The organism is Mesorhizobium sp. P2_B5, assembly GCF_056404775.1.
On the sequence record NZ_JBFUDJ010000010.1, the window covers coordinates 182546 to 201262 of the forward strand.

20 protein-coding genes are annotated in these 18717 nt (G+C 61.5%); 12 read left to right on the forward strand and 8 right to left on the reverse strand.

Going from position 1 to position 18717, the window contains the following annotated elements:
• The first annotated feature begins 2 nt into the window (after nt 1-2).
• The 8 genes from ccoP (at nt 3) to AC1D1N_RS26100 (ending at nt 8818) form a co-directional block, all read left to right on the forward strand.
• The gene (ccoP, locus tag AC1D1N_RS26065) at nt 3-866 is read left to right on the forward strand and encodes a cytochrome-c oxidase, cbb3-type subunit III (protein WP_477351878.1); all 864 of its coding nucleotides are present in this window, start codon (nt 3-5) and stop codon (nt 864-866) included.
• A 214-nt stretch (nt 867-1080) separates the two neighbouring features.
• Complete coding sequence (gene ccoG / locus AC1D1N_RS26070; RefSeq protein ID WP_477351880.1) at nt 1081-2640, forward strand: cytochrome c oxidase accessory protein CcoG; 1560 nt, start codon at nt 1081-1083, stop codon at nt 2638-2640.
• Complete coding sequence (locus AC1D1N_RS26075; RefSeq protein ID WP_112562172.1) at nt 2637-3134, forward strand: FixH family protein; 498 nt, start codon at nt 2637-2639, stop codon at nt 3132-3134. The genes ccoG and AC1D1N_RS26075 overlap by 4 nt, the downstream gene beginning before the upstream one ends.
• Entirely contained in the window at nt 3131-5419 is a 2289-nt protein-coding gene (locus AC1D1N_RS26080; RefSeq protein ID WP_477351882.1) for a cation-translocating P-type ATPase, read from the forward strand. Before AC1D1N_RS26075 ends, AC1D1N_RS26080 begins: the two co-directional genes overlap by 4 nt.
• Nucleotides 5416-5586 (forward strand): cbb3-type cytochrome oxidase assembly protein CcoS, encoded by a 171-nt coding sequence (gene ccoS, locus AC1D1N_RS26085; protein ID WP_112562170.1) that lies wholly within the window; start codon nt 5416-5418, stop codon nt 5584-5586. The genes AC1D1N_RS26080 and ccoS overlap by 4 nt, the downstream gene beginning before the upstream one ends.
• Before the next feature lie 65 nt (nt 5587-5651).
• Nucleotides 5652-6350, forward strand: coding sequence for a CBS domain-containing protein (locus AC1D1N_RS26090; protein ID WP_436261581.1), 699 nt, complete (start codon nt 5652-5654; stop codon nt 6348-6350).
• Between the two features lie 439 nt (nt 6351-6789).
• Complete coding sequence (nirK, locus tag AC1D1N_RS26095; protein ID WP_436261582.1) at nt 6790-7896, forward strand: copper-containing nitrite reductase; 1107 nt, start codon at nt 6790-6792, stop codon at nt 7894-7896.
• A gap of 52 nt (nt 7897-7948) precedes the next feature.
• Complete coding sequence (locus AC1D1N_RS26100; protein ID WP_436261583.1) at nt 7949-8818, forward strand: SUMF1/EgtB/PvdO family nonheme iron enzyme; 870 nt, start codon at nt 7949-7951, stop codon at nt 8816-8818.
• A gap of 57 nt (nt 8819-8875) precedes the next feature.
• Here the strand turns inward: AC1D1N_RS26100 and AC1D1N_RS26105 are convergent, their stop codons facing one another.
• Together AC1D1N_RS26105 and AC1D1N_RS26110 are read right to left on the reverse strand one after the other, a co-directional pair.
• Entirely contained in the window at nt 8876-10051 is a 1176-nt protein-coding gene (locus AC1D1N_RS26105; protein ID WP_436261584.1) for an NnrS family protein, read from the reverse strand.
• Nucleotides 10052-10153: 102 nt separating this feature from the next.
• Nucleotides 10154-10591, reverse strand: coding sequence for a pseudoazurin (locus AC1D1N_RS26110; protein ID WP_436261585.1), 438 nt, complete (start codon nt 10589-10591; stop codon nt 10154-10156).
• 151 nt (nt 10592-10742) lie between these two features.
• Here AC1D1N_RS26110 and AC1D1N_RS26115 point away from each other — a divergent pair, with 151 nt between their 5' ends.
• A complete protein-coding gene (locus tag AC1D1N_RS26115) occupies nt 10743-11444 on the forward strand; it encodes a Crp/Fnr family transcriptional regulator (protein ID WP_436261586.1) in 702 nt (233 codons plus the stop codon).
• Nucleotides 11445-11447: 3 nt separating this feature from the next.
• Here AC1D1N_RS26115 and AC1D1N_RS26120 read toward each other — a convergent pair whose 3' ends face one another.
• From AC1D1N_RS26120 to AC1D1N_RS26130, 3 genes are all read right to left on the reverse strand, one after another.
• Nucleotides 11448-11663, reverse strand: a complete 216-nt coding sequence (locus AC1D1N_RS26120; RefSeq protein WP_112562164.1) for a DUF1858 domain-containing protein — start codon at nt 11661-11663, stop codon at nt 11448-11450.
• A 161-nt stretch (nt 11664-11824) separates the two neighbouring features.
• Nucleotides 11825-12520, reverse strand: coding sequence for a VIT1/CCC1 transporter family protein (locus tag AC1D1N_RS26125; RefSeq protein ID WP_436261587.1), 696 nt, complete (start codon nt 12518-12520; stop codon nt 11825-11827).
• A gap of 4 nt (nt 12521-12524) precedes the next feature.
• Nucleotides 12525-13043, reverse strand: coding sequence for a cytochrome b (locus AC1D1N_RS26130; protein ID WP_477351885.1), 519 nt, complete (start codon nt 13041-13043; stop codon nt 12525-12527).
• Nucleotides 13044-13257: 214 nt separating this feature from the next.
• Here AC1D1N_RS26130 and AC1D1N_RS26135 point away from each other — a divergent pair, with 214 nt between their 5' ends.
• From AC1D1N_RS26135 to AC1D1N_RS26145, 3 genes are read left to right on the forward strand one after another with little or no spacing between them, the layout of a single operon-like run.
• Complete coding sequence (locus AC1D1N_RS26135; protein ID WP_477351887.1) at nt 13258-14031, forward strand: FMN-binding protein; 774 nt, start codon at nt 13258-13260, stop codon at nt 14029-14031.
• 25 nt (nt 14032-14056) lie between these two features.
• Nucleotides 14057-14779, forward strand: coding sequence for an FAD:protein FMN transferase (locus AC1D1N_RS26140; protein ID WP_477351889.1), 723 nt, complete (start codon nt 14057-14059; stop codon nt 14777-14779).
• Nucleotides 14776-16287: an RnfABCDGE type electron transport complex subunit D gene (locus AC1D1N_RS26145; protein WP_436261591.1), complete on the forward strand. Its 1512-nt coding sequence runs from the start codon at nt 14776-14778 to the stop codon at nt 16285-16287. The genes AC1D1N_RS26140 and AC1D1N_RS26145 overlap by 4 nt, the downstream gene beginning before the upstream one ends.
• Before the next feature lie 7 nt (nt 16288-16294).
• Here the strand turns inward: AC1D1N_RS26145 and AC1D1N_RS26150 are convergent, their stop codons facing one another.
• Genes AC1D1N_RS26150 through AC1D1N_RS26160 form a run of 3 tightly spaced genes read right to left on the reverse strand, consistent with a single transcriptional unit; the run spans nt 16295 to nt 18647 of the window.
• Nucleotides 16295-17638, reverse strand: coding sequence for a sensor histidine kinase (locus tag AC1D1N_RS26150; protein ID WP_436261592.1), 1344 nt, complete (start codon nt 17636-17638; stop codon nt 16295-16297).
• The gene (locus AC1D1N_RS26155) at nt 17638-18303 is read right to left on the reverse strand and encodes a response regulator transcription factor (protein WP_477351892.1); all 666 of its coding nucleotides are present in this window, start codon (nt 18301-18303) and stop codon (nt 17638-17640) included. The genes AC1D1N_RS26150 and AC1D1N_RS26155 overlap by 1 nt, the downstream gene beginning before the upstream one ends.
• Nucleotides 18303-18647 carry a PepSY domain-containing protein gene (locus AC1D1N_RS26160; protein ID WP_436262072.1) on the reverse strand — a complete coding sequence of 115 codons (345 nt, stop codon included), beginning with the start codon at nt 18645-18647 and terminating at the stop codon, nt 18303-18305. The genes AC1D1N_RS26155 and AC1D1N_RS26160 overlap by 1 nt, the downstream gene beginning before the upstream one ends.
• Nucleotides 18648-18717 lie beyond the last annotated feature (70 nt).

Genomic DNA, 18717 nt, shown 5'->3' on the forward strand with positions numbered 1-18717 from the left:
TCATGAGCGACGAGCACATCGATGAAATCTCTGGTGTTTCAACCACCGGTCATGAGTGGGACGGCATCCGAGAACTCAACAACCCGCTTCCGCGCTGGTGGATCTGGACGTTCTACATCACCATAGTCTGGGCGATCGGCTACACCATCGCTTATCCGGCATGGCCTCTTCTGCACACGGCAACCAAGGGTGTGCTCGGCTATTCCAGCCGCAACGATGTCGGAAACGAGTTGTCCGCAGCTGAAGCGGCCAAGGGCAAATATGTCGCCGCGATAGAGTCGAAAAGTGTTTCGGAGATCGCAGCGGACGACACGCTGCGCGAATTCGCCGTCGCCGCCGGCGGTGCCGCGTTCAAGCTCAATTGCGTGCAGTGCCATGGTTCCGGCGCCCAGGGCTCCAAGGGCTTCCCCAACCTCAACGACGACGAGTGGCTGTGGGGCGGCAAGGCGGACCAGATCCAGCAGACGGTTACGCATGGCATTCGCTTTGCCTCCGATCCGGATACGCGCCTGTCTGAAATGCCGGCTTTCGGGGACATCATCACCGCAGACCAGATCAGACAGGTCAGCGCCTATATTGCCAGCCTGTCGCAGACCGTCAGCGATCAATCGCTGGTGACGCCCGGTGCCAAGGTTTTTGCCGAAAACTGCGTGGCCTGTCATGGCGACAATGCAAAAGGCAACAAGGAGCTCGGCGCTCCAGATCTGACCGACGCCATCTGGCTCTATGGATCAGGCGAAGCGGCCATTGCCGCCCAGGTCACCGCACCGAAACAGGGCGTGATGCCGTCCTGGGGCGCCCGCCTGGGCGAAACCAAGGTCAAGGAACTGGCAGTCTACGTGCATTCGCTAGGCGGTGGGGAATAGGAAGGGGAGCCTATTCCCTGCCCTTCACCGCCCAAGCGACGAGGCCCGGCTCTGCCGGGCCTCGATCTGTTTGCGTGCAGGTGCCGATTGACCTGCATCAACGCGGCGCGATCCGATGGGCGGCACAATCCGATCAACGCTGTATCTCGCGACCTGTTTGCCCCCAGCTAGGTCACGTGGCCGGCGAAATCACAAGCTCCGATGGGAGAAACCAGTGCTGGACCAAACGCAGGTAGAACGGCTCGAGGCTGAGGCGGTCAACTCCGCCAAGGTGCGCCAGCCAATGTATGCCGCGCGCAAGAAGATCTTCCCGAAGCGGGCCTCGGGCAGCTTTCGCCAGTTCAAATGGCTGGTGATGGCGGTCACGCTTGGCATCTACTACCTGACGCCGTGGCTGCGCTGGGACCGTGGCCCGTTTGCCCCGGACCAGGCGGTGCTGCTCGATGTCGCCAACCGGCGCTTCTATTTCTTCTTCATCGAGATATGGCCCCAGGAATTCTACTATGTCGCCGGCCTTCTGGTCATGGCCGGCGTCGGTCTTTTCCTGATCACGTCGACTGTTGGCCGCGCCTGGTGTGGTTACACGTGCCCGCAGACCGTGTGGGTCGATCTGTTCCTGGTCGTCGAGCGAGCCATCGAGGGCGACCGCAACGCTCGTATCAAGCTTGATGCCGGTCCCTGGACCCCCCGCAAGCTTGTGCTGCGGGTATCGAAACACGCCATCTGGCTGGTCATAGGCGCGCTGACGGGCGGCGCCTGGATCTTTTATTTCGCTGACGCGCCGACGCTGCTCGGCGAACTCTTCACCGGCACGGCGGCGCCCGTTGCCTACATCACCGTCGCCGTCCTGACGGCGACGACCTACACGTTCGGCGGGCTGATGCGCGAGCAGGTCTGCACCTATATGTGCCCATGGCCGCGCATCCAGGCAGCCATGCTCGATGAAAGTTCGCTCACCGTCACCTACAATGACTGGCGTGGCGAACCGCGCTCACGTCACGCCAAGAAGGTCCAGGCCGCAGGGCAGCCGGTCGGCGATTGCGTCGACTGCAATGCCTGTGTCGCGGTTTGCCCGATGGGGATCGACATTCGCGACGGTCAGCAACTCGAATGCATCACCTGCGCGCTCTGCATCGATGCCTGCGACGGCGTCATGGATAAGCTCGGCAAGGAGCGCGGGCTGATCTCCTACGCGACGCTCTCCGACTACAACGCCAACATGATGCTGGCCACCGCCGGCGGCGCCAGCTCGGTCATCCCGGCGCTGGTCAGGACCGATGACGGACTGTTTTCGGACAGGCTGGCGCATTTCCATATCCGCAAGATCTTTCGGCCGCGCACTTACGTTTACATGGCTATGTGGTCGCTGATCGGCCTGGGCCTGCTCTTTTCGCTGCTGACGCGCGACCGGCTCGAGATCAATGTCCTGCACGACCGCAACCCCCAATTCGTGACGCTCTCCGACGGCTCGATCCGCAATGGCTACACCGTCAAGCTGTTGAACATGATCCCCGAACCGAGAACGATTATCGTCACCCTTGGGGGTTTGCCAGGCGCGGAGATGAGCATCGTTGGCGTCGACCTCCCCGCCGATCGCTCTTTTGCAGTCCAGGTCGAACCCGACCGGCTGAAGATGCTGAAGGTTTTCGTGCGCCTGCCCGCCGATCAGATTAATCGCGAGGCGCAGACCTTCACATTCCGCGTCGAAGACAAGGTCAGCTTCGAGTCCAACGAATACACCGCCACGTTCAATGCGCCGGAGATCGCCAGATGACCGCCACCACGCGAAGACCCCGCGAATTCACCGGCAGGCACATGTTGGCCATCATCCTTGCCTTTTTCGGCGTGGTCATAACGGTCAATCTGACGATGGCGACGCTTGCCAACACGAGCTGGACCGGCCTTGTCGTCGAAAACACCTATGTGGCGAGCCAGCAGTTCAACAGCAAGGCCGAGGAAGGGCGGGCGCAGGCAGCCCTCGGCTGGACCGGCAAATTGACCATCGCATGGGGTGAAGTTCGCTATGGCCTCATCGATGCCGTCGGCAAATCGGTTCCCTTGCAGGGCGTGAAGGTGCTGTTTCGCCATCCCGCTTACGAGAAAGAGGATGAGTCCGTCACGCTCGCCCTCGCCTCGGACCAGGAGTTCGCAGCACGGCACATGCCAAGGGATGGCGTGTGGATCATCGAAATCGACGCCGATGCCGGCTTGGCAAGACCTTATCGCGACGTGCGCAGGATCATGATTTCCAATGGAGCGCTGAAATGAGCTGCTGTGCACCGGGCGCTGAAATAGCGCTGGGTCTGGTCAGCCCCACTTCGATCCTGCCGTCAAGCCAGGAGGTCAAGCTGGCGAGCCGATCGCTTGGCGAGGACCTTCATCAGACCGACCTTTCGGTACCGGCTGTTCACTGCGGTGCCTGCATCCAGACTATCGAGACGGCGTTGCGAAAGCTCGATCACGTCGAGGCCGCCCGCGTCAACCTGTCAACGAGGCGGGTGTCTATCCGCTGGCGCGGCGACGACGTTCCGCCATTCGTCGCTATGCTCGGGCGCTTGGGCTACCAGGCACATCTGTTCGAAGCCGACACCGATGCAAAGGACAAGACGCTGTCGGAGCTTATCCGCGCCGTCGCCGTTGCCGGCTTTGCGGCGGGCAACATCATGCTGCTGTCGGTATCGGTCTGGTCCGGCGCCGAAGGCGCGACCCGCGACCTGTTCCACTGGGTCTCGGCGCTAATCGCCATCCCCGCCCTCGCCTTCGCTGGCGGTATCTTCTTCAAGTCGGCGTGGAATGCACTGCGCCACGGCCGCATGAACATGGACGTGCCGATCGCCGTCGGCGTGTCGCTGGCCTACGCCATGAGCCTCTACGAGACGATCACCCATGGCGACCACGCCTATTTCGACGCGTCGGTATCGCTGCTGTTTTTCCTCCTGATCGGCCGCACGCTGGATCACGTGATGCGCGAACGCGCCCGCACCGCTGTGAAAGGCCTGTCACAGCTCGCCGCACGCGGCGCCATGGTGCTGCGCGGCGATGGTGCACGCGACTATCTGCCGGTTGGCGAGATCGAACCAGGGATGCAACTGCTCATTGCAGCCGGCGAGAGAATCCCCGTCGACGGCAAGATCATTCGTGGGGCGTCTGATCTGGACTGTTCACTGGTCACTGGCGAGAGCACGCCGCGAAACGTCGCGCCAGGTGAAACCGTGCAGGCCGGTGTCCTCAACCTTACCGGCTCACTGACGATCGAGGCCAAAGCCGCCGCGAAGGATTCGTTCCTGGCGGAAATGGTTCGGCTGATGGAGGCCGCCGAAGGTGGTCGCGCCCGGTATCGCCGTATCGCCGACCGCGTGTCGGCACTCTACGCGCCCGTGGTTCATCTCACCGCCTTGGTAACGTTCCTGGGCTGGATGGCGGCGACCGGCGACTGGCACCGGGCGATGACGATAGCCATCGCTGTTCTCATCATCACGTGCCCCTGCGCGCTTGGCCTCGCCGTTCCAATCGTTCAGGTGGTCGCAGCACGGCGCCTGTTCGAAAACGGCATCATGGTCAAGGACGGCTCGGCCATGGAACGTCTGGCGGCAATCGACACGGCGGTGTTCGACAAGACCGGTACGCTCACGCTTGGCCAGCCCACTCTGGTCAACGCGTCGTCGATCGATCCCGCCATGCTGGCAATCGCTGCCGACCTGGCCGCGCACTCGCGTCATCCATATTCGAAGGCCATTGCCGGCTTTGCCGTCAGCAGCAGCCTGCACAAATTCGATGCGGTGACCGAGCACCCGGGTTTCGGGATCGAAGCCACAGCCGCCGGTAGCACCTGGCGGCTGGGCAGACGCGGATGGGCTGGCTGGAAGGCTCGAACCGGCGGCGAAGGCAGACATGGCTATGGCGGAACAGTCCTGACGAAAAACGGGATGATTGTCGCGTCCTTCGTTTTCGAGGATGCGCTACGCGTCGATACCAGGGCAGCCATCGATCAACTGCACAACGCTGGTATGTGCGTGGAGATGCTGTCGGGCGACACCGCGAAAGCCTGCGCCGAGGTTGCCGACGCGCTTGGTGTCGATGACTTCGTTCCCTGCCTGCTGCCGTCCGGCAAGGTTGAACGCATCGAGAGCCTGGCGAGAGACGGGCACAAGGTTCTGATGGTTGGCGACGGGCTCAACGATACGCCGGCGCTGAGCGCTGCGCATGTCTCGATCGCACCCTCCACGGCCGCCGACATTGGCCGCAATGCAGCCGACTTCGTTTTTTTGCGCGAAAGCCTCTTGGCGGTCCCGCTGGCGCTGGACGTGTCGCGCAAGGCGGGAAGTCTGATCCAACAGAACATAACGATTGCGATCGTTTATAATGCTGTTGCCGTGCCGATCGCCATTCTGGGCCACGTTACGCCTCTTATCGCGGCGGTCGCGATGTCTGCCTCGTCGTTGCTTGTGATTGGAAATGCCATGCGCCTGCAAGGCTTCGCAATGGGCGCGTCGTCCAAAACCGCGCGGCAAGACAGGCCCGGGCGGGCCGGCACGTTGGCCGAATCCTCATGACGACGCTCGTCTACCTCATCCCGGTAGCGCTTTTCCTTGGCGCACTCGGCCTGTCCGGCTTCCTGTGGGCGTTGAGAAGCGGCCAGTACGAGGATCTCGATGGCGCGGCGGAGCGCATTCTCATCGACAGCGACGACGGCGCGGAGAATGCTCCTCGTTCCAAGTGACTCAGATCAAAGTGCCGCGGGTCGGGATGTCCTATCTCGTCTGACGAAAAATCAGGAGGGTGAGGATGCAAGCCGAAGCCATAATGACGAAGCCAGTCATTACGACGGATGCGAACGCGACGATCGCCGAAGCGGTCGAGCTCATGCTTTCAAACAAAGTCAGCTGCCTGCCGGTAACGGACAGCGTCGGTGCCCTGGTTGGCATTGTAAGCAAAAGCGACTTTTTGCGCCGAGAGGAACTTGGGACTCAGCGGGTGCGTCCGCGCTGGCTGGAGTTTGATCTTGGCCCGGGCACAACCGCCCATGACTATGTGCAGTCGAACGGACGGATCATCCATGAGGTGATGACCACAGCCGTCATTTCGGCGCCTCCAGACGCCTCGATTCCTGATATTGTAAACTTGATGATGCAACACCGCATCAACAATGTGCCGATTGTCGATCGGGAAAGGATCGTCGGCATCATCACGCGAACTGATTTGCTGCTTGTCCTGATCCGCGCCATGCCGAAACAGGACACCACGCCAACCGATGACGACCTGATCCGCAAGGCTATACTTGCCGAGCTGCAGCCACAAACTTGGAGCGGTGGTGACTTGATCGATGTGAGGGTGAGCGACGGCGTTGTCGAACTGAAGGGGGCGATTGTCGACGAGCGACAGCGGAAGGCAGCGATCGTTGCGGCTGAGAAGGTTGCCGGCGTCGGGCAAGTCAAGGACGGCCTCTTCCTCAGTACGGATCCGTTCTCGGTGGTGGTTTCGTAGCTGCGAAAAAGCGGACGCGAAGCAGAGTACCTGGGTTCTGCTCCCTTCCCACATCCCTTGGACATGAGGCCGTCTGCGAGTTCCTCCAGCGTATAACGCCCGTCCTCGTTGGCGAGCACGCTTTCGGCAGCGAAGACGCCCGTCCTGACGGAAATGCGACGGCCGTTGCCCTTTTCTTGGTGGGCTTGGCCACCGAGCGAATTCTGATCTTCTGTAAAGGCAATGGCGGCCGCTGATCTTCAGGGAGCCAATGACTGCGGACGCTTGCAGAAACCGCGACACCAAACTGCTGCATCTCAAACTTGGCGCACAAGATTGCCACTGTCCGAGGGCTGTTGTTCCTCCAATTAACACTCACCAATTTGCGCCAGCGCAAAGAAACGCTGCGTCAGGTCAGTTACCTTCTGCTCATCCGCAACGGTAGAGATAGGAGATTGATATGATCACGCGACGCGAAGCCCTCTTCGGAGCAGCGATTGGCGCTGCCGCCGTGGCGGCACTGCCCGCACTGTCGGCAACAGTGACGAAAGCAGACATTCGAGGACTTCCCCGCGAGAAGATCGAGCTCGTGGCACCGCCTTTTGTGCATCCGCACGACCAGATCGCCAAAGGCGGTCCGAAGGTCGTCGAATTCACCATGACGATCGAGGAGAAGCCGATGGTCATCGACGCCGACGGGACGCAGCTCAATGCAATGACTTTCAACGGCTCGATCCCGGGCCCGCTGATGGTCGTCCACCAGGACGATTATGTCGAACTGACGCTCATCAACCCGGACACCAACACGCTAGCCCACAACATCGATTTTCACGCAGCAACGGGCGCGCTGGGTGGCGGCGCCCTCACCTTGATCAATCCCGGCGAACAGGTGACGCTACGCTTCAAGGCGACGCGAACGGGAACGTTCGTCTATCATTGTGCCCCCGGCGGACCGATGATCCCGTGGCATGTCGTCTCCGGCATGAACGGCGCCATCATGGTGCTGCCGCGCGACGGGCTCAGGAACGACAAGGGCGAGCCGGTCAAATACGACAGTATCTTCTATATCGGCGAGAGCGACTTCTATATTCCGCGCGATGAGAAGGGAAACTTCAAGAGTTACGAATCGGCCGGTGATGGGTATGACGATATCGTCAAGGTCATGCGCGGGCTGATCCCGACGCATGTGGTGTTCAACGGCAAGGTCGGTTCGCTGACCGGCGACAACGCCATGAAGGCGAAGGTCGGCGAGACCGTGCTGATCGTCCATTCGCAGGCCAACCGCGATACCCGGCCGCATCTGATCGGTGGTCACGGCGACTATGTCTGGGAACAGGGCAAATTCGCCAACCCGCCGGCCAAGGATCTGGAAACCTGGTTCATTCGTGGTGGCTCTGCCGGATCCGCGCTCTATACGTTCCTGCAGCCCGGCGTCTACGCCTACGTCAATCACAATCTGATCGAGGCCGTGGAACTCGGGGCGACCGCTCACTTCATGGTCGAGGGCGAGTGGAATGATGATTTGATGACGCAGGTCGAGGCGCCGAGACCCATCGCCACCAACTGACGGCACTCCAGATTGCCCGGACAGCGTCGCTGTCCGGGCACGGACAACAGCCATGTCTCGCTACATCCTGAAGATTCTCGCGGTCGCCATGGCGGCGACTTCTGTGCCGGTGGGTCTGTCGATAAAGGCGGCCAGTTGGGACCGGCAGCCTCACTCCGCCTCTGCCACGACGACCTTGCAATCCGGCTCCATAAACTATCCGACGCCTGGCGAGTTCATCAAGGACGGCCGCCCGCAAGGCAATCCCCGCCTCAAGCGCCAGCTCAACAAACCGCTCGAAATCATGACCTATCAGGTCAGCGCCGACGACTATGCGGACTGCGTGTCGGCCGGAACCTGTCAGCCGGCACAGGAGACGCGCGCAATCCCGAGCAATGCTCCCGTGACCGGCGTCAGCTACCTCGATGCGAATGCCTACGCCAGGTGGTATTCGCAAGCGACCGGTGACGACTGGCGATTGCCGTCCGACGAGGAATGGGCGTTTGCCGCGGCGGAACGGTTCGCGGGTGAGTTCGAGGGTGTCGAAAACGACGCCAACAACCCCGCCAGACGTTGGCTCACCAGCTACAAGGCCGAGGTGGACCTCAATCGCAAACCGGACCCATTGCCCAGGAGCCGTGGCTCGTTTGGTTTCAATTCCCTCGGGCTCGCCGACTTTTCCGGCAACGTCTGGGAGTGGACTTCGACCTGCTACGTCCGCACCACGCTGGCTGCGGATGGAAGCGGCGTTGCGAGTTCGGTCGACAATTGCGGCGTCCACGTCCTTGAAGGACTTCACAGAGCCTACATGTCGAACTTCGTCGGCGACGGAAAAAGCGGCGGCTGTGCCGTTGGCACGCCTCCCGACAATCTGGGTTTCAGGCTGGTCCGGGCCCACCGGGGGTGGGCGAACCGTTTCCTCGGCTACCTCGGCATTGCCTGACAAATCAGAAGCGGCTTGTCCATTCACGTTTGGACGGTCGCCTGCTCTCCTGCCGCCTCACCGCGCCTTTGGCCTCATCAACGCAGTTCCATAGATCAGACTGAAGCCGGCAAATGCCGCCACCCATGCGGTGCCGGCCATGTCGATCGCCACGTCAAAGGGGACGAAGGCAGCCAGAATCCTCAATGATCCTGCGAGGAGGACGCTCACGAAGATGAACAAGGCGCCTTTCCCAGCTTTGAGCTCTTGCCCGGTATGCCCGAGCGTCGCGCGGATCATCACGGCGAGCGTCATCGCGCCGACCGCACCAGTTCCGAGCGCGTGGAGCCCTGCAGCAGCTGGCACGGTGGCAGGATAGAAGATCGACGCCGAAACGAAGGCAAGACCGACAGGCACAAAGGCATATGCAAGATGGAGGATGAGCACCAGCGGATCCCCCAAGGTGCGGTCGCCGGCCCAGCGCGACAGACGCCACGCCTGGCAGACTGCCGCGACGGCCATGAGCGTTCCTGACGCGCCGTGGTCGGGAGCGAACGTCCACGCTCCAAGTGCCATGACTGAGATGACAAGCGATGCGATGTCGAAACGATCGAACGGCGCAGGCAGCCGCCCAGGATTTTCGCGGACGAGCCAGTTGCGGGTGAAACTTGGAATGATGCGCCCCCCGATCAGTGAAATGAGCATGATCGCGGCGGCCATGCCGAGCCTGCGGCTGACATCGGATGTGCCGTGAAGGTGGGCCTCGATGTGGAACGCCCCGTTGGCGCCGGCCAGGACGGCAAGCGGCAGCAGCACCTTGAGATTGCGCCAGTTCCGTCCGGCGACGATTTCGCGTGCCGCCGCAGCACTGACCGCAAGCAGAAAAGAAGCATCGATCAACGCGGCTGCTTGCCAGCCAATATCAGCTGAGAAGAAGACAGCGGCACGACCGGCGAGCCACAGGACAACCAGCGCCAGCAGCGGCAGGCCTTGCACCGGCAGCCGACCGGTCCAGTTCGGGATGGCGGTCAGCAAGAACCCGGTAACGATCGCCGGCAGATAGCCGAACAACATTTCATGGATGTGCCAGTCGACCGGGACAAACGCACTGTGGGCATCGAGTTCGCCGGCATAGATCGGCAGCCAAAGCAGAACGGACAGCGCGGCATACAGCGACCCGAGTAAAAAGAAGGGCCTGAACCCATAGGAAAGGAGTGCAGGCCCGGCGTAGGCCCGCAGGCGTGGAATTCCCATGATTTGTGTCTCCAAATGAACAGGGCCGGATGAACCGCCGCCCTCGGTCCGTCCGGCCCGTGCCCGCCCTTTATGCGGCAGGCATGCCTGTATCGATTGCTGTCAGTTGGCAGGAACCTGGGTGAAGAGGTCGGCGAACACCGTTTTTGCCTTCCCGGGATGCTTGACCGCCTTGGCGGTATCAAGATTGACCGGCTTGCCGACAGCGATCAGCGCGACCATCCCCATGCCGTAGTGAGGCGCGCATTTGACGCCGTAGACGCCCTCCTGGGTCAGCGTGACGGTGATTTCCTCATTGGTTTTTCCCTTGAAAGGCTCAGCGCCATCCGGGATCATACCCTTGATCGACTCCGCATCGTGGCCCTTGTCGGTTGGCACGAACTTGACGGTGTCGCCGGGTGCCGCCTGGACGAAGGGCGGCTGGAAGACCATGGCGCCTTTTTCGCCCTTGTTGAGCATTTGCACCACGTGCTCTTCCGCGCTTGCACCGCCGGCGAGCGCGAGGATGGAGATTGCGGCGGCGAGGATGGAGAGTTTCATCGGTTTGTCCTTTGTTTCGTCTTCGCGGCAGTGCGCCGTTCCATGGCATTTAGCCTGATGCGGCACGGGACAATTTGCGCTGGCGCAAACTCGGGATAAGAAAGGTCTCCCGCATGACTGATGCGGAACCGTAGGGCTGTGAGGGATCCGCTTGGCTGCGCTGGACCGATCGCTGATATCGCGGCTGCCCCTCTTCCAAGGGATGGCGCCCGAAGAGCAAAGCGAAATTCTCAGAAGTGCCCGATCGTCACGCTATGCCAAAGACTCAACGATCTTCGAGCAGGAAGCCGAAGCCCATTCCTTCTTCGTGCTGATCGCCGGGCACATACGGGTGGTCCGCACAACGCCGGACGGACAGCAGGTCATCGCCAGATACATCAGCGAAGGCGAGATCTTTGGCGTCGCCGCGGCCCTTGGCCGGACGACCTACCCTGCCAGCGCAGTCGCGGCGGTGGACTGCGTGGTGCTGGCCTGGTCAAACGATCTGTGGCCTGATCTGTCGAGACGCTTCCCCCTGTTTGGGGCAGCCACCTACAGGACGGTTGGAAGCAGGCTGCAGGAGACGCAGACGCGGGTGGTGGAGATGTCCACGGAACAGGTGGAGCAGCGGGTTGCGCATGCGCTTCTGCGACTGGCTAACCAGACCGGCCGAAAGACCGACAGCGGCATCGAAATCGATTTCCCGATTTCGAGGCAGGACATTGCGGAGATGACGGGAACGACGCTGCACACCGTCAGCCGGCTGCTCAGCAAATGGGAAGAGAACGGAATAATTGTCAGCGGGCGCCAGAGGGTCACGGTCAAAGATGCGCATCGCCTTGTGGTTCTCGCGGAGAACCGGGAAAAGGACTGACAGTCATCGTTCTCCTCGAATGGCAAATTCGAGTTCGACCAGAAAGTCGCCCTCATCGACTTGATGTTCCCGGCATGCCTCGGTCACCGTATGGAAAGCGCCTATCGGGCAGCCGACGCAGAGCATCTTGTGTCTCAACACCACAGCGACGGTTGCCGGCCATTTCCTCATGATTTCGTCGACGACCATATCGGGGTCGATCGAACTGCGCTGTTTCATGATGACGTCTCCGCGATTTGCGAAGCTTCGTGATATATCCCCTCCGCGCCGCCTTCGTTGCGCTTTCACAACTTCATAGAACTGGCGCCGAACCCTCTCGGGATTATTTTGCGGGAGAACGGGCGCCTCCGGCATACGCTGGGATCAAGGTCGCAGGACCGTCAGATGGCAGTCCCAACAACGGCACCAATACCTGCGGTCAGCGCCATTGCCAGCGCCCCCCAAAAGGTGACGCGAACCGTTGCCCTCAACACATTGGCGCCGCCAGCTTTGGCCCCAATGGCGCCCAGAACCGCCAGGAACAGGAGCGAGGCAACAGACACCGTTGCGGCAAGCCAGGCGGCCGGCGAAACAAGCACCATCGCCAATGGCATGGCCGCGCCAACCGAAAATGCAGCCGCAGAGGTCAGCGCGGCCTGGATCGGCCTGGCCGTCGTCACCTCCGAGATGCCAAGTTCGTCGCGAGCGTGGGCGCCGAGCACATCCTTCGCCATCAATTGGTCGGCGACCTGCAAGGCCAGCGTTGGCTCCACGCCACGTTGGACATAGATGTCCGCAAGTTCCTGTCGCTCGAAATCTGGCTGCGTCGCCAGTTCCCTTCTCTCCCGCGCAAGGTCGGCTTGTTCGGTATCGGACTGCGAGCTGACCGAGACATACTCGCCGGCCGCCATCGACATCGCACCGGCGACCAGTCCGGCGACGCCGGCCACCAGAACGTTGGAGGCCGCGGCATTGGCTGCCGCCACGCCAACGATCAGGCTGGCTGTCGAGACGATGCCGTCATTGGCGCCGAGAACGGCGGCGCGCAACCAGCCGACGCGCGATACGAGATGGTTTTCACTGTGCAGGCGGCTCATGGCATCACGGCGCGCGCCGTCCAGCAGGCCGCAGCATCCTGACCAGCACATCCGATTTCACATAGAAATGTTGCCACAGCGCCGCCGCGGCATGGAGGCCGACGACAATGATGATCACCGGCTTGGCGAGTTCGTGAATCTCCCCCAACGCTCGAAAGCTGAAGTACCATGCCAGCGCCCCGGTAATCGGCATCCCGAAAATGAAAAGATAAAGCAGGAAATGCGCGGCCGCAGCAATCCGCTTCAGCAGGATGCTCTCTTCGGGAGGCGCCACCGGCACGCCATCCCGTAGACGGATTGCAAACCGCCAGATCGCCAGTACGAGAACGGCCAAACCGACATAGACATGAATGTTCGCGTTGAAGATGTCGCCAGCTGCCGGCTCGGTACCGCGCGAGAACGCCCGGTAAGCCGGCTTGATGTCCTCACCGATCACAAGCTGCAGGACGATCAGCGCCGCGATTGTCCAATGCAGAAATATCTGGGTTCCGGAGTATCCGGCCGGCTCGTTGGCAACAGTCACAGGCAGCTACCTCGTTGAGAGAACCTTCCTACCTCGCTGCTTATGCGACGATCTTGATCTAGGACAAGTCAATTTGTCGTCCCTTGAGCTTTCGCGGCGCCCTCGCGGCTCAACCTCGGCTGACAGCCAGTTGTCAGCTTGGTCGTGGGATATTGCATCCGAAGCGCACCAGATGGGTCGCCTCTGCAAGGTTCAATGTGGAAACGAAATTCCGATGAAACAGATTGCCCTGTCACTTTTGGTGATCGCCGCCTCGGGCGCTTATGTCTGGGATCAGACCGGCAAGGGTCCGGCAAACGATATGCTCGGCGAGGCGCTGCCGGCCGACGCAGCCGAAGCGCCTTTCGTGCAGCCAAAAGAGCCCGCATCCGCTGCGGCTTTGCCGATGCTCCGCACCTCGCCGGCGCCCCTCGACCCCCGGTTCAGAACAAGGTTCCCGATTGCCCGGGAAACGACGGCGGGCATAGCAGTTGCCGCCCAACCGCCAAATGATCCCGCCAAGCCGACTGCGGTTCCGGTGGCGCCACAACGATCGCCAGTTCCACCTAAGCAGCCAGTGCCGCCGGCTGTCGCCGATCCTGCGTCATCAACGCCTTCATTCGCCGTAACGCCCGCCATCTACATACCAGTCCCGCAGCCGAGGCCGGCATATCCGGATGCACCAGCACGTGTCGCCCGGGTGGGCATGAAGCTCGCCGCAAAGGGCTATGCCGATGGCGTCTACACCGGCCCCACGGCCGATGCCTACTACGGCATCATCCAGATTGAGGCCCTCGTACAGGGCGGGCAGCTTACGGCACTGAAAGTGCTCAAATATCCATCCGATCGCCGCACCTCCATCAGCATCAACAGGCAGGCGCTGCCCATGCTGCGCGACGAAGCGATCCGCGCCCAAAGCGCCAATGTCGACATCATTTCGGGTGCGACGCTGACCAGCCGGGCCTTTATTCAGTCGCTGCGCGGCGCGCTGAAGAAAGCATCGTCTTAGTTCCATGCGTGAGACGCGTATTTTGATGGGAATGCCCATTACGGTCGACGTCGGCGGCGCGTCGAACGGTGAGCTGATCGACACGGTCTTCGACTATTTCGAACATATCGACCGGCGCTTCAGCACCTACCGGGTCGACAGCGAAATCACGGCCATCAACCGCGGCGACGTTCCGGTCATCGACTGGAGCGGCGAGATGACGGAAGTGTTCGCTCTCGCCCAACAGACGAAAGACGAGACGGCCGGATACTTCGATATTCGCAAGCCCGACGGGTCATTAGATCCTTCCGGCATCGTCAAGGGCTGGGCCATCCGCAATGCGGCAAGCATCGTTCAGCGAGCCGGCATCAGCGATTTCTTCATCGAAGCGGGAGGCGACGTCCAGTCATGCGGCAAGAATGCTTCGGGTCATGATTGGAGCGTCGGCATCCGCAATCCCTTCAACGCCCACGAGACCGTAAAGATCTTCTATCCCCGCGGTCGCGGAGTGGCGACCTCCGGAACCTATGTCCGCGGTCAACACATCTACAACCCGCATGGAATTGGCAGTCCGATCCAGGACATCGTCAGCCTGACCGTCATCGGCGCCGACGTGCTCGAAGCCGATCGTTTCGCCACTGCTGCCTTCGCCATGGGCCGGGACGGCATTCTCTTCATCGAGCAGACGCCAGGCCTCGAAGGGTATGTCGTCGACGCCAATGGCCGCGCCACGCCGACGACCGGGTTCGGAGCCCTTTGCCTGCCATGATCAAAACCATCGACCGAGTTCTCGATCATCTGACCATGTACCGGCTGGTCCTCTACTATCTGATGGCGCTGGTCGGCGCCGCGTTCGTGCTCGGCTTCGCCAAGCTGGTGCCACATGATCCGATTGCGCTTGCCTACACGACGGCTTTGGCGCTGGCCGCCTGCTGGCTCACCAACAAGGTCTTTGCGCATGTCTTTGCGGTCCCGGCCAACAGCGAGTCCGTCTACATCACCGCGCTCATCCTTGCGCTTATTCTCGATCCGGTAGCCACCACGGACATCAAGGGGATCGCTGCGGTGGCATTCGCGTCCGTCTGGGCGATTTCGTCCAAGTTCATTCTCGCCATCGGCCGGAAGCACCTTTTCAATCCTGCTGCACTGGGCGTGGCGCTGTCAGCGCTTTTGCTCGACCAGCCAGCCACCTGGTGGGTTGGCGGCAACCTGCCGCTGCTTCCACTCGTGCTCTTCGGCGGCATCCTCATTGTCCGCAAACTGCGCCGGCTTGATCTTGTCTCGACCTTTGTTGTCGTGGCGCTGGCGACCATTCTGGCAACCAGCGATCCGTCGCAGTATTGGACCGCGCTTGCGGAGACCCTGGATTCGTCACCTCTGCTGTTCTTTGCCTTTGTGATGCTAACCGAGCCGCTGACGGCACCGACGATGCGATGGCCGCGCATCGCTTTTGCCGCCATCGTAGGCTTTCTGTTTGCTCCCAACATCCATATCGGCTCGTACTATTTCACCCCCGAACTGGCGCTGCTCGCCGGCAACCTGTTCGCCTATGCGGCAGGACCCCAGGGCCGCTTCGTGCTAACGCTCGAGCGCATCGAGCAATCGGCTGTCGACAGCTTTGACTTCGTCTTCCGGTCGCCGCGCAAGGTCGCCTTTGAGGCCGGCCAATATCTTGAATGGACGCTTGGCCTCGATCGTGCCGACAGTCGCGGCAACCGCCGTTATTTCACGGTGGCCTCAGCGCCGACGGAGGAAACGGTCCGCCTCGGCGTCAAATTCTATCCGCAATCAAGCGCCTTCAAGCGCGAATTGATGACCATGAAGCCAGGCAGTACGATCCACGCCGCGCAACTGGCCGGCAACTTTACGCTGCCCGCCCGTCGCGAAACCAAGATCGCTTTCCTGGCCGGAGGCATAGGCATCACGCCGTTCCGCTCAATGCTGCAATATCTGCTCGACCGCAAGGAGCGGCGACCGATCATCGTCCTCTACGGAACAGAGGGGCAGCAGGACATCGCTTATCGCGACGTGCTTGGCGCGGTCAGGCAGGAACTTGGTATCAAGACGGTCCACGCTGTGGCGCGCGGGGGCGAGCGCGGGCAGTATCCCGGCCACATCGACGAGCGCCTGATACGTCTGGCCATACCCGACTACCTTGATAGGATTTTCTACATTTCCGGACCGCAGGCCATGGTCAAGGCGCTGCGTCAGAAACTGCTGGCCATGGGCGTTCGCCGTTCGAAGATAAAGGTCGACTACTTCCCGGGTTTTGCCTGAAGCGCGCTCAACTGTGTCGCGGCAAGGAAATGGTCACCACCAGGCCCGGATCGGCGTTGGCCATGGCAAGGCGTCCGCCATAGGCTTCGACGATGTCGGAAACGATGGCCAGGCCAAGGCCGCTGCTGCCGCCCTTGCTGTCGAGCTGGACGCCTCGCGACAAGGCGGATTCGCGATCCGCATCCGGTATCCCGGGTCCGTCATCGGTAACAGCGATGATCACCTCGCCAGCGGCCGAGGATGCATCGACACTGACTGACGATTTTGCATAGCGCGCGGCGTTCTCGACCAGATTGCCCAGAATTTCAGACAGGTCGCCTTCGTCGATTGGCGCCGTCAGACCCTCCGGGACGCCCATCTTGAATGAAAGCTGCTTGCCGCTTGGTGTGCGCTTGACGACTGCAATGACGCCAGTCGCGACCTCCGATACCCGGCAGGATGACTCGCCGGAAACGCCGGGCGCGAGGCGCGCGCGCGCGAGCTCCCGCTCGACATGGCGCCGGATCGCTCCGGCGCTCTTCTCAATCTCGTCGGCCAGATCCGTCTCGCCTTTCTTGCGCAAGGCACGGATATCGGCCGACAGCACTTGCAGCGGTGTCTTGAGACCATGCGCCAGATCGGTGGCGCGCGAGCGGGCTCGCGCAAGGGCCTTCTCCTGGGCATCGAGAAGACGATTGATTTCGTTCGCGAGCGGCTGCACCTCGCTTGGTGCCACCACATCAAGCCGTGCCGCTCGCTGCCCGATCACGCTTCCTACGGCGACCCGCAAGGTCTCCAGCGGCGCAAGGCCGATGGTGATCTGGACGAAAAACGCGGCCATGAGAACTGCCGCAAGCATCAGGAGAGCCGGGGCAAGATCGCGAACATATTCGCTTACAGACACCTCAACGGTTCGATGATCTTCCGCCACGATTGCGCGAAAGGAATGGCCCCCGGCATCGATGATCGTACGCTCGACCGCAATACTGAGTTCGCCACCAGGGCCCTTGAACTCCTCGACCGCTCGCAGCTCACCAGTTGCGCTCCGCGCAGGCAGAACCAGCTTGGCGTCCCACAAAGATCGTGAGCGCTCGAGGCCGCCGGCGGCGATGTCTTCGACCTGCCAGTAGTAACCGGACAGCGGATTGGCGAAGCGCGGGTCGGTGAGCACCGGGGCCACCATAAGGTGACCGTCGCTTGTGAAGGTCGTTGCGCCGATCAGCTCATTGAGGTCGACCGTCAGCTCGCCCACAACGCGCCGCTCGACGTGAAGTTCGAAGAGATAGCGCAAGCCGGCGCCGGCGATGCCGAGTGCGACGAGAATCGAGACGGTTGCCGCCAACCACAGCCGGAAGCGGATCGAGTTGCCCATCAGGCGGCATCATCGGGCATCAGATACCCGAACCCTCGTCGTGTCTCGATGACATCGCTGCCGAGCTTGCGCCGCAGGCGCGCTACAATGACCTCGATAGTGTTCGGATCGCGGTCGTTGCCTGAATCGTAAAGATGCTCGGCAAGTTCGGTCGGTGCCACCACCCGGCCGACGTGGTGCATCAGAAACGCCAGGAGCCGGTATTCGAGCGGCGAAAGCGCAACGGGAATGCCGCGCAGCGAAATCCGCATCTGGCGTGTGTCCAAGAGCAGTGGCCCGGACTTCAACACGGGTGCCGCCTGCCCGGCCGAGCGACGCAGGATTGCCCGTAACCGGGCGAGCAGTTCTTCCATTTCAAAAGGCTTGGGAAGATAGTCGTCAGCACCGGAATTGATGCCGTCGACGCGTTCGGTCCACATGCCTCTTGCGGTCAGGATGAGAACCGGAAACCGGCGCTCATTGGCTCGCCAACGTTTCAAGACCGTAAGACCGTCGAGCTTGGGCAATCCGAGATCCAGAATCGCCGCGTCATAATTCTCGACATCGCCTGCGAACCAGGCAGCTTCACCATCCTTTACGATATCGACCGCCATTCCGGATGCCTTGAGGGCGGTCGCGATATCGGCAGCGATACGGGGCTCGTCTTCGGCCAGGAGGATCTTCATCAGTCACCCTCGCCATCGCGCATGATGACGCCGGCACCGGCGTCAACGTCTACGGTCTTTCGCCGGCCATCGGCACCGACGACCTGGAACCGGTAGACCCATCTGTCGGCCTTGCGGATGAGATCGACCGCAACAACATCGCCGGGAGCTTTGGCGCGGACAATGTCCAGTATGTCGGCAAGGCCTTTGATCTCGCCGTGCTCAAACAAATCCCGCGCCCGGTCATGGTCGCCGTCATCGTCCTCATCGGCGCGGGCAGCGAGAGGCATGGCCAGGACAAGTCCAGCGAGACCAAGCACCGCCAAACGCTTCAACTGGCTTTTCATCGGCAAGGCATGTCGCACGTTCAAGCTTTCAATTTGCTGTCAATCATCCTCAGCCATCAGCAAGCGAAGGGTCCATATCAAGGCACTA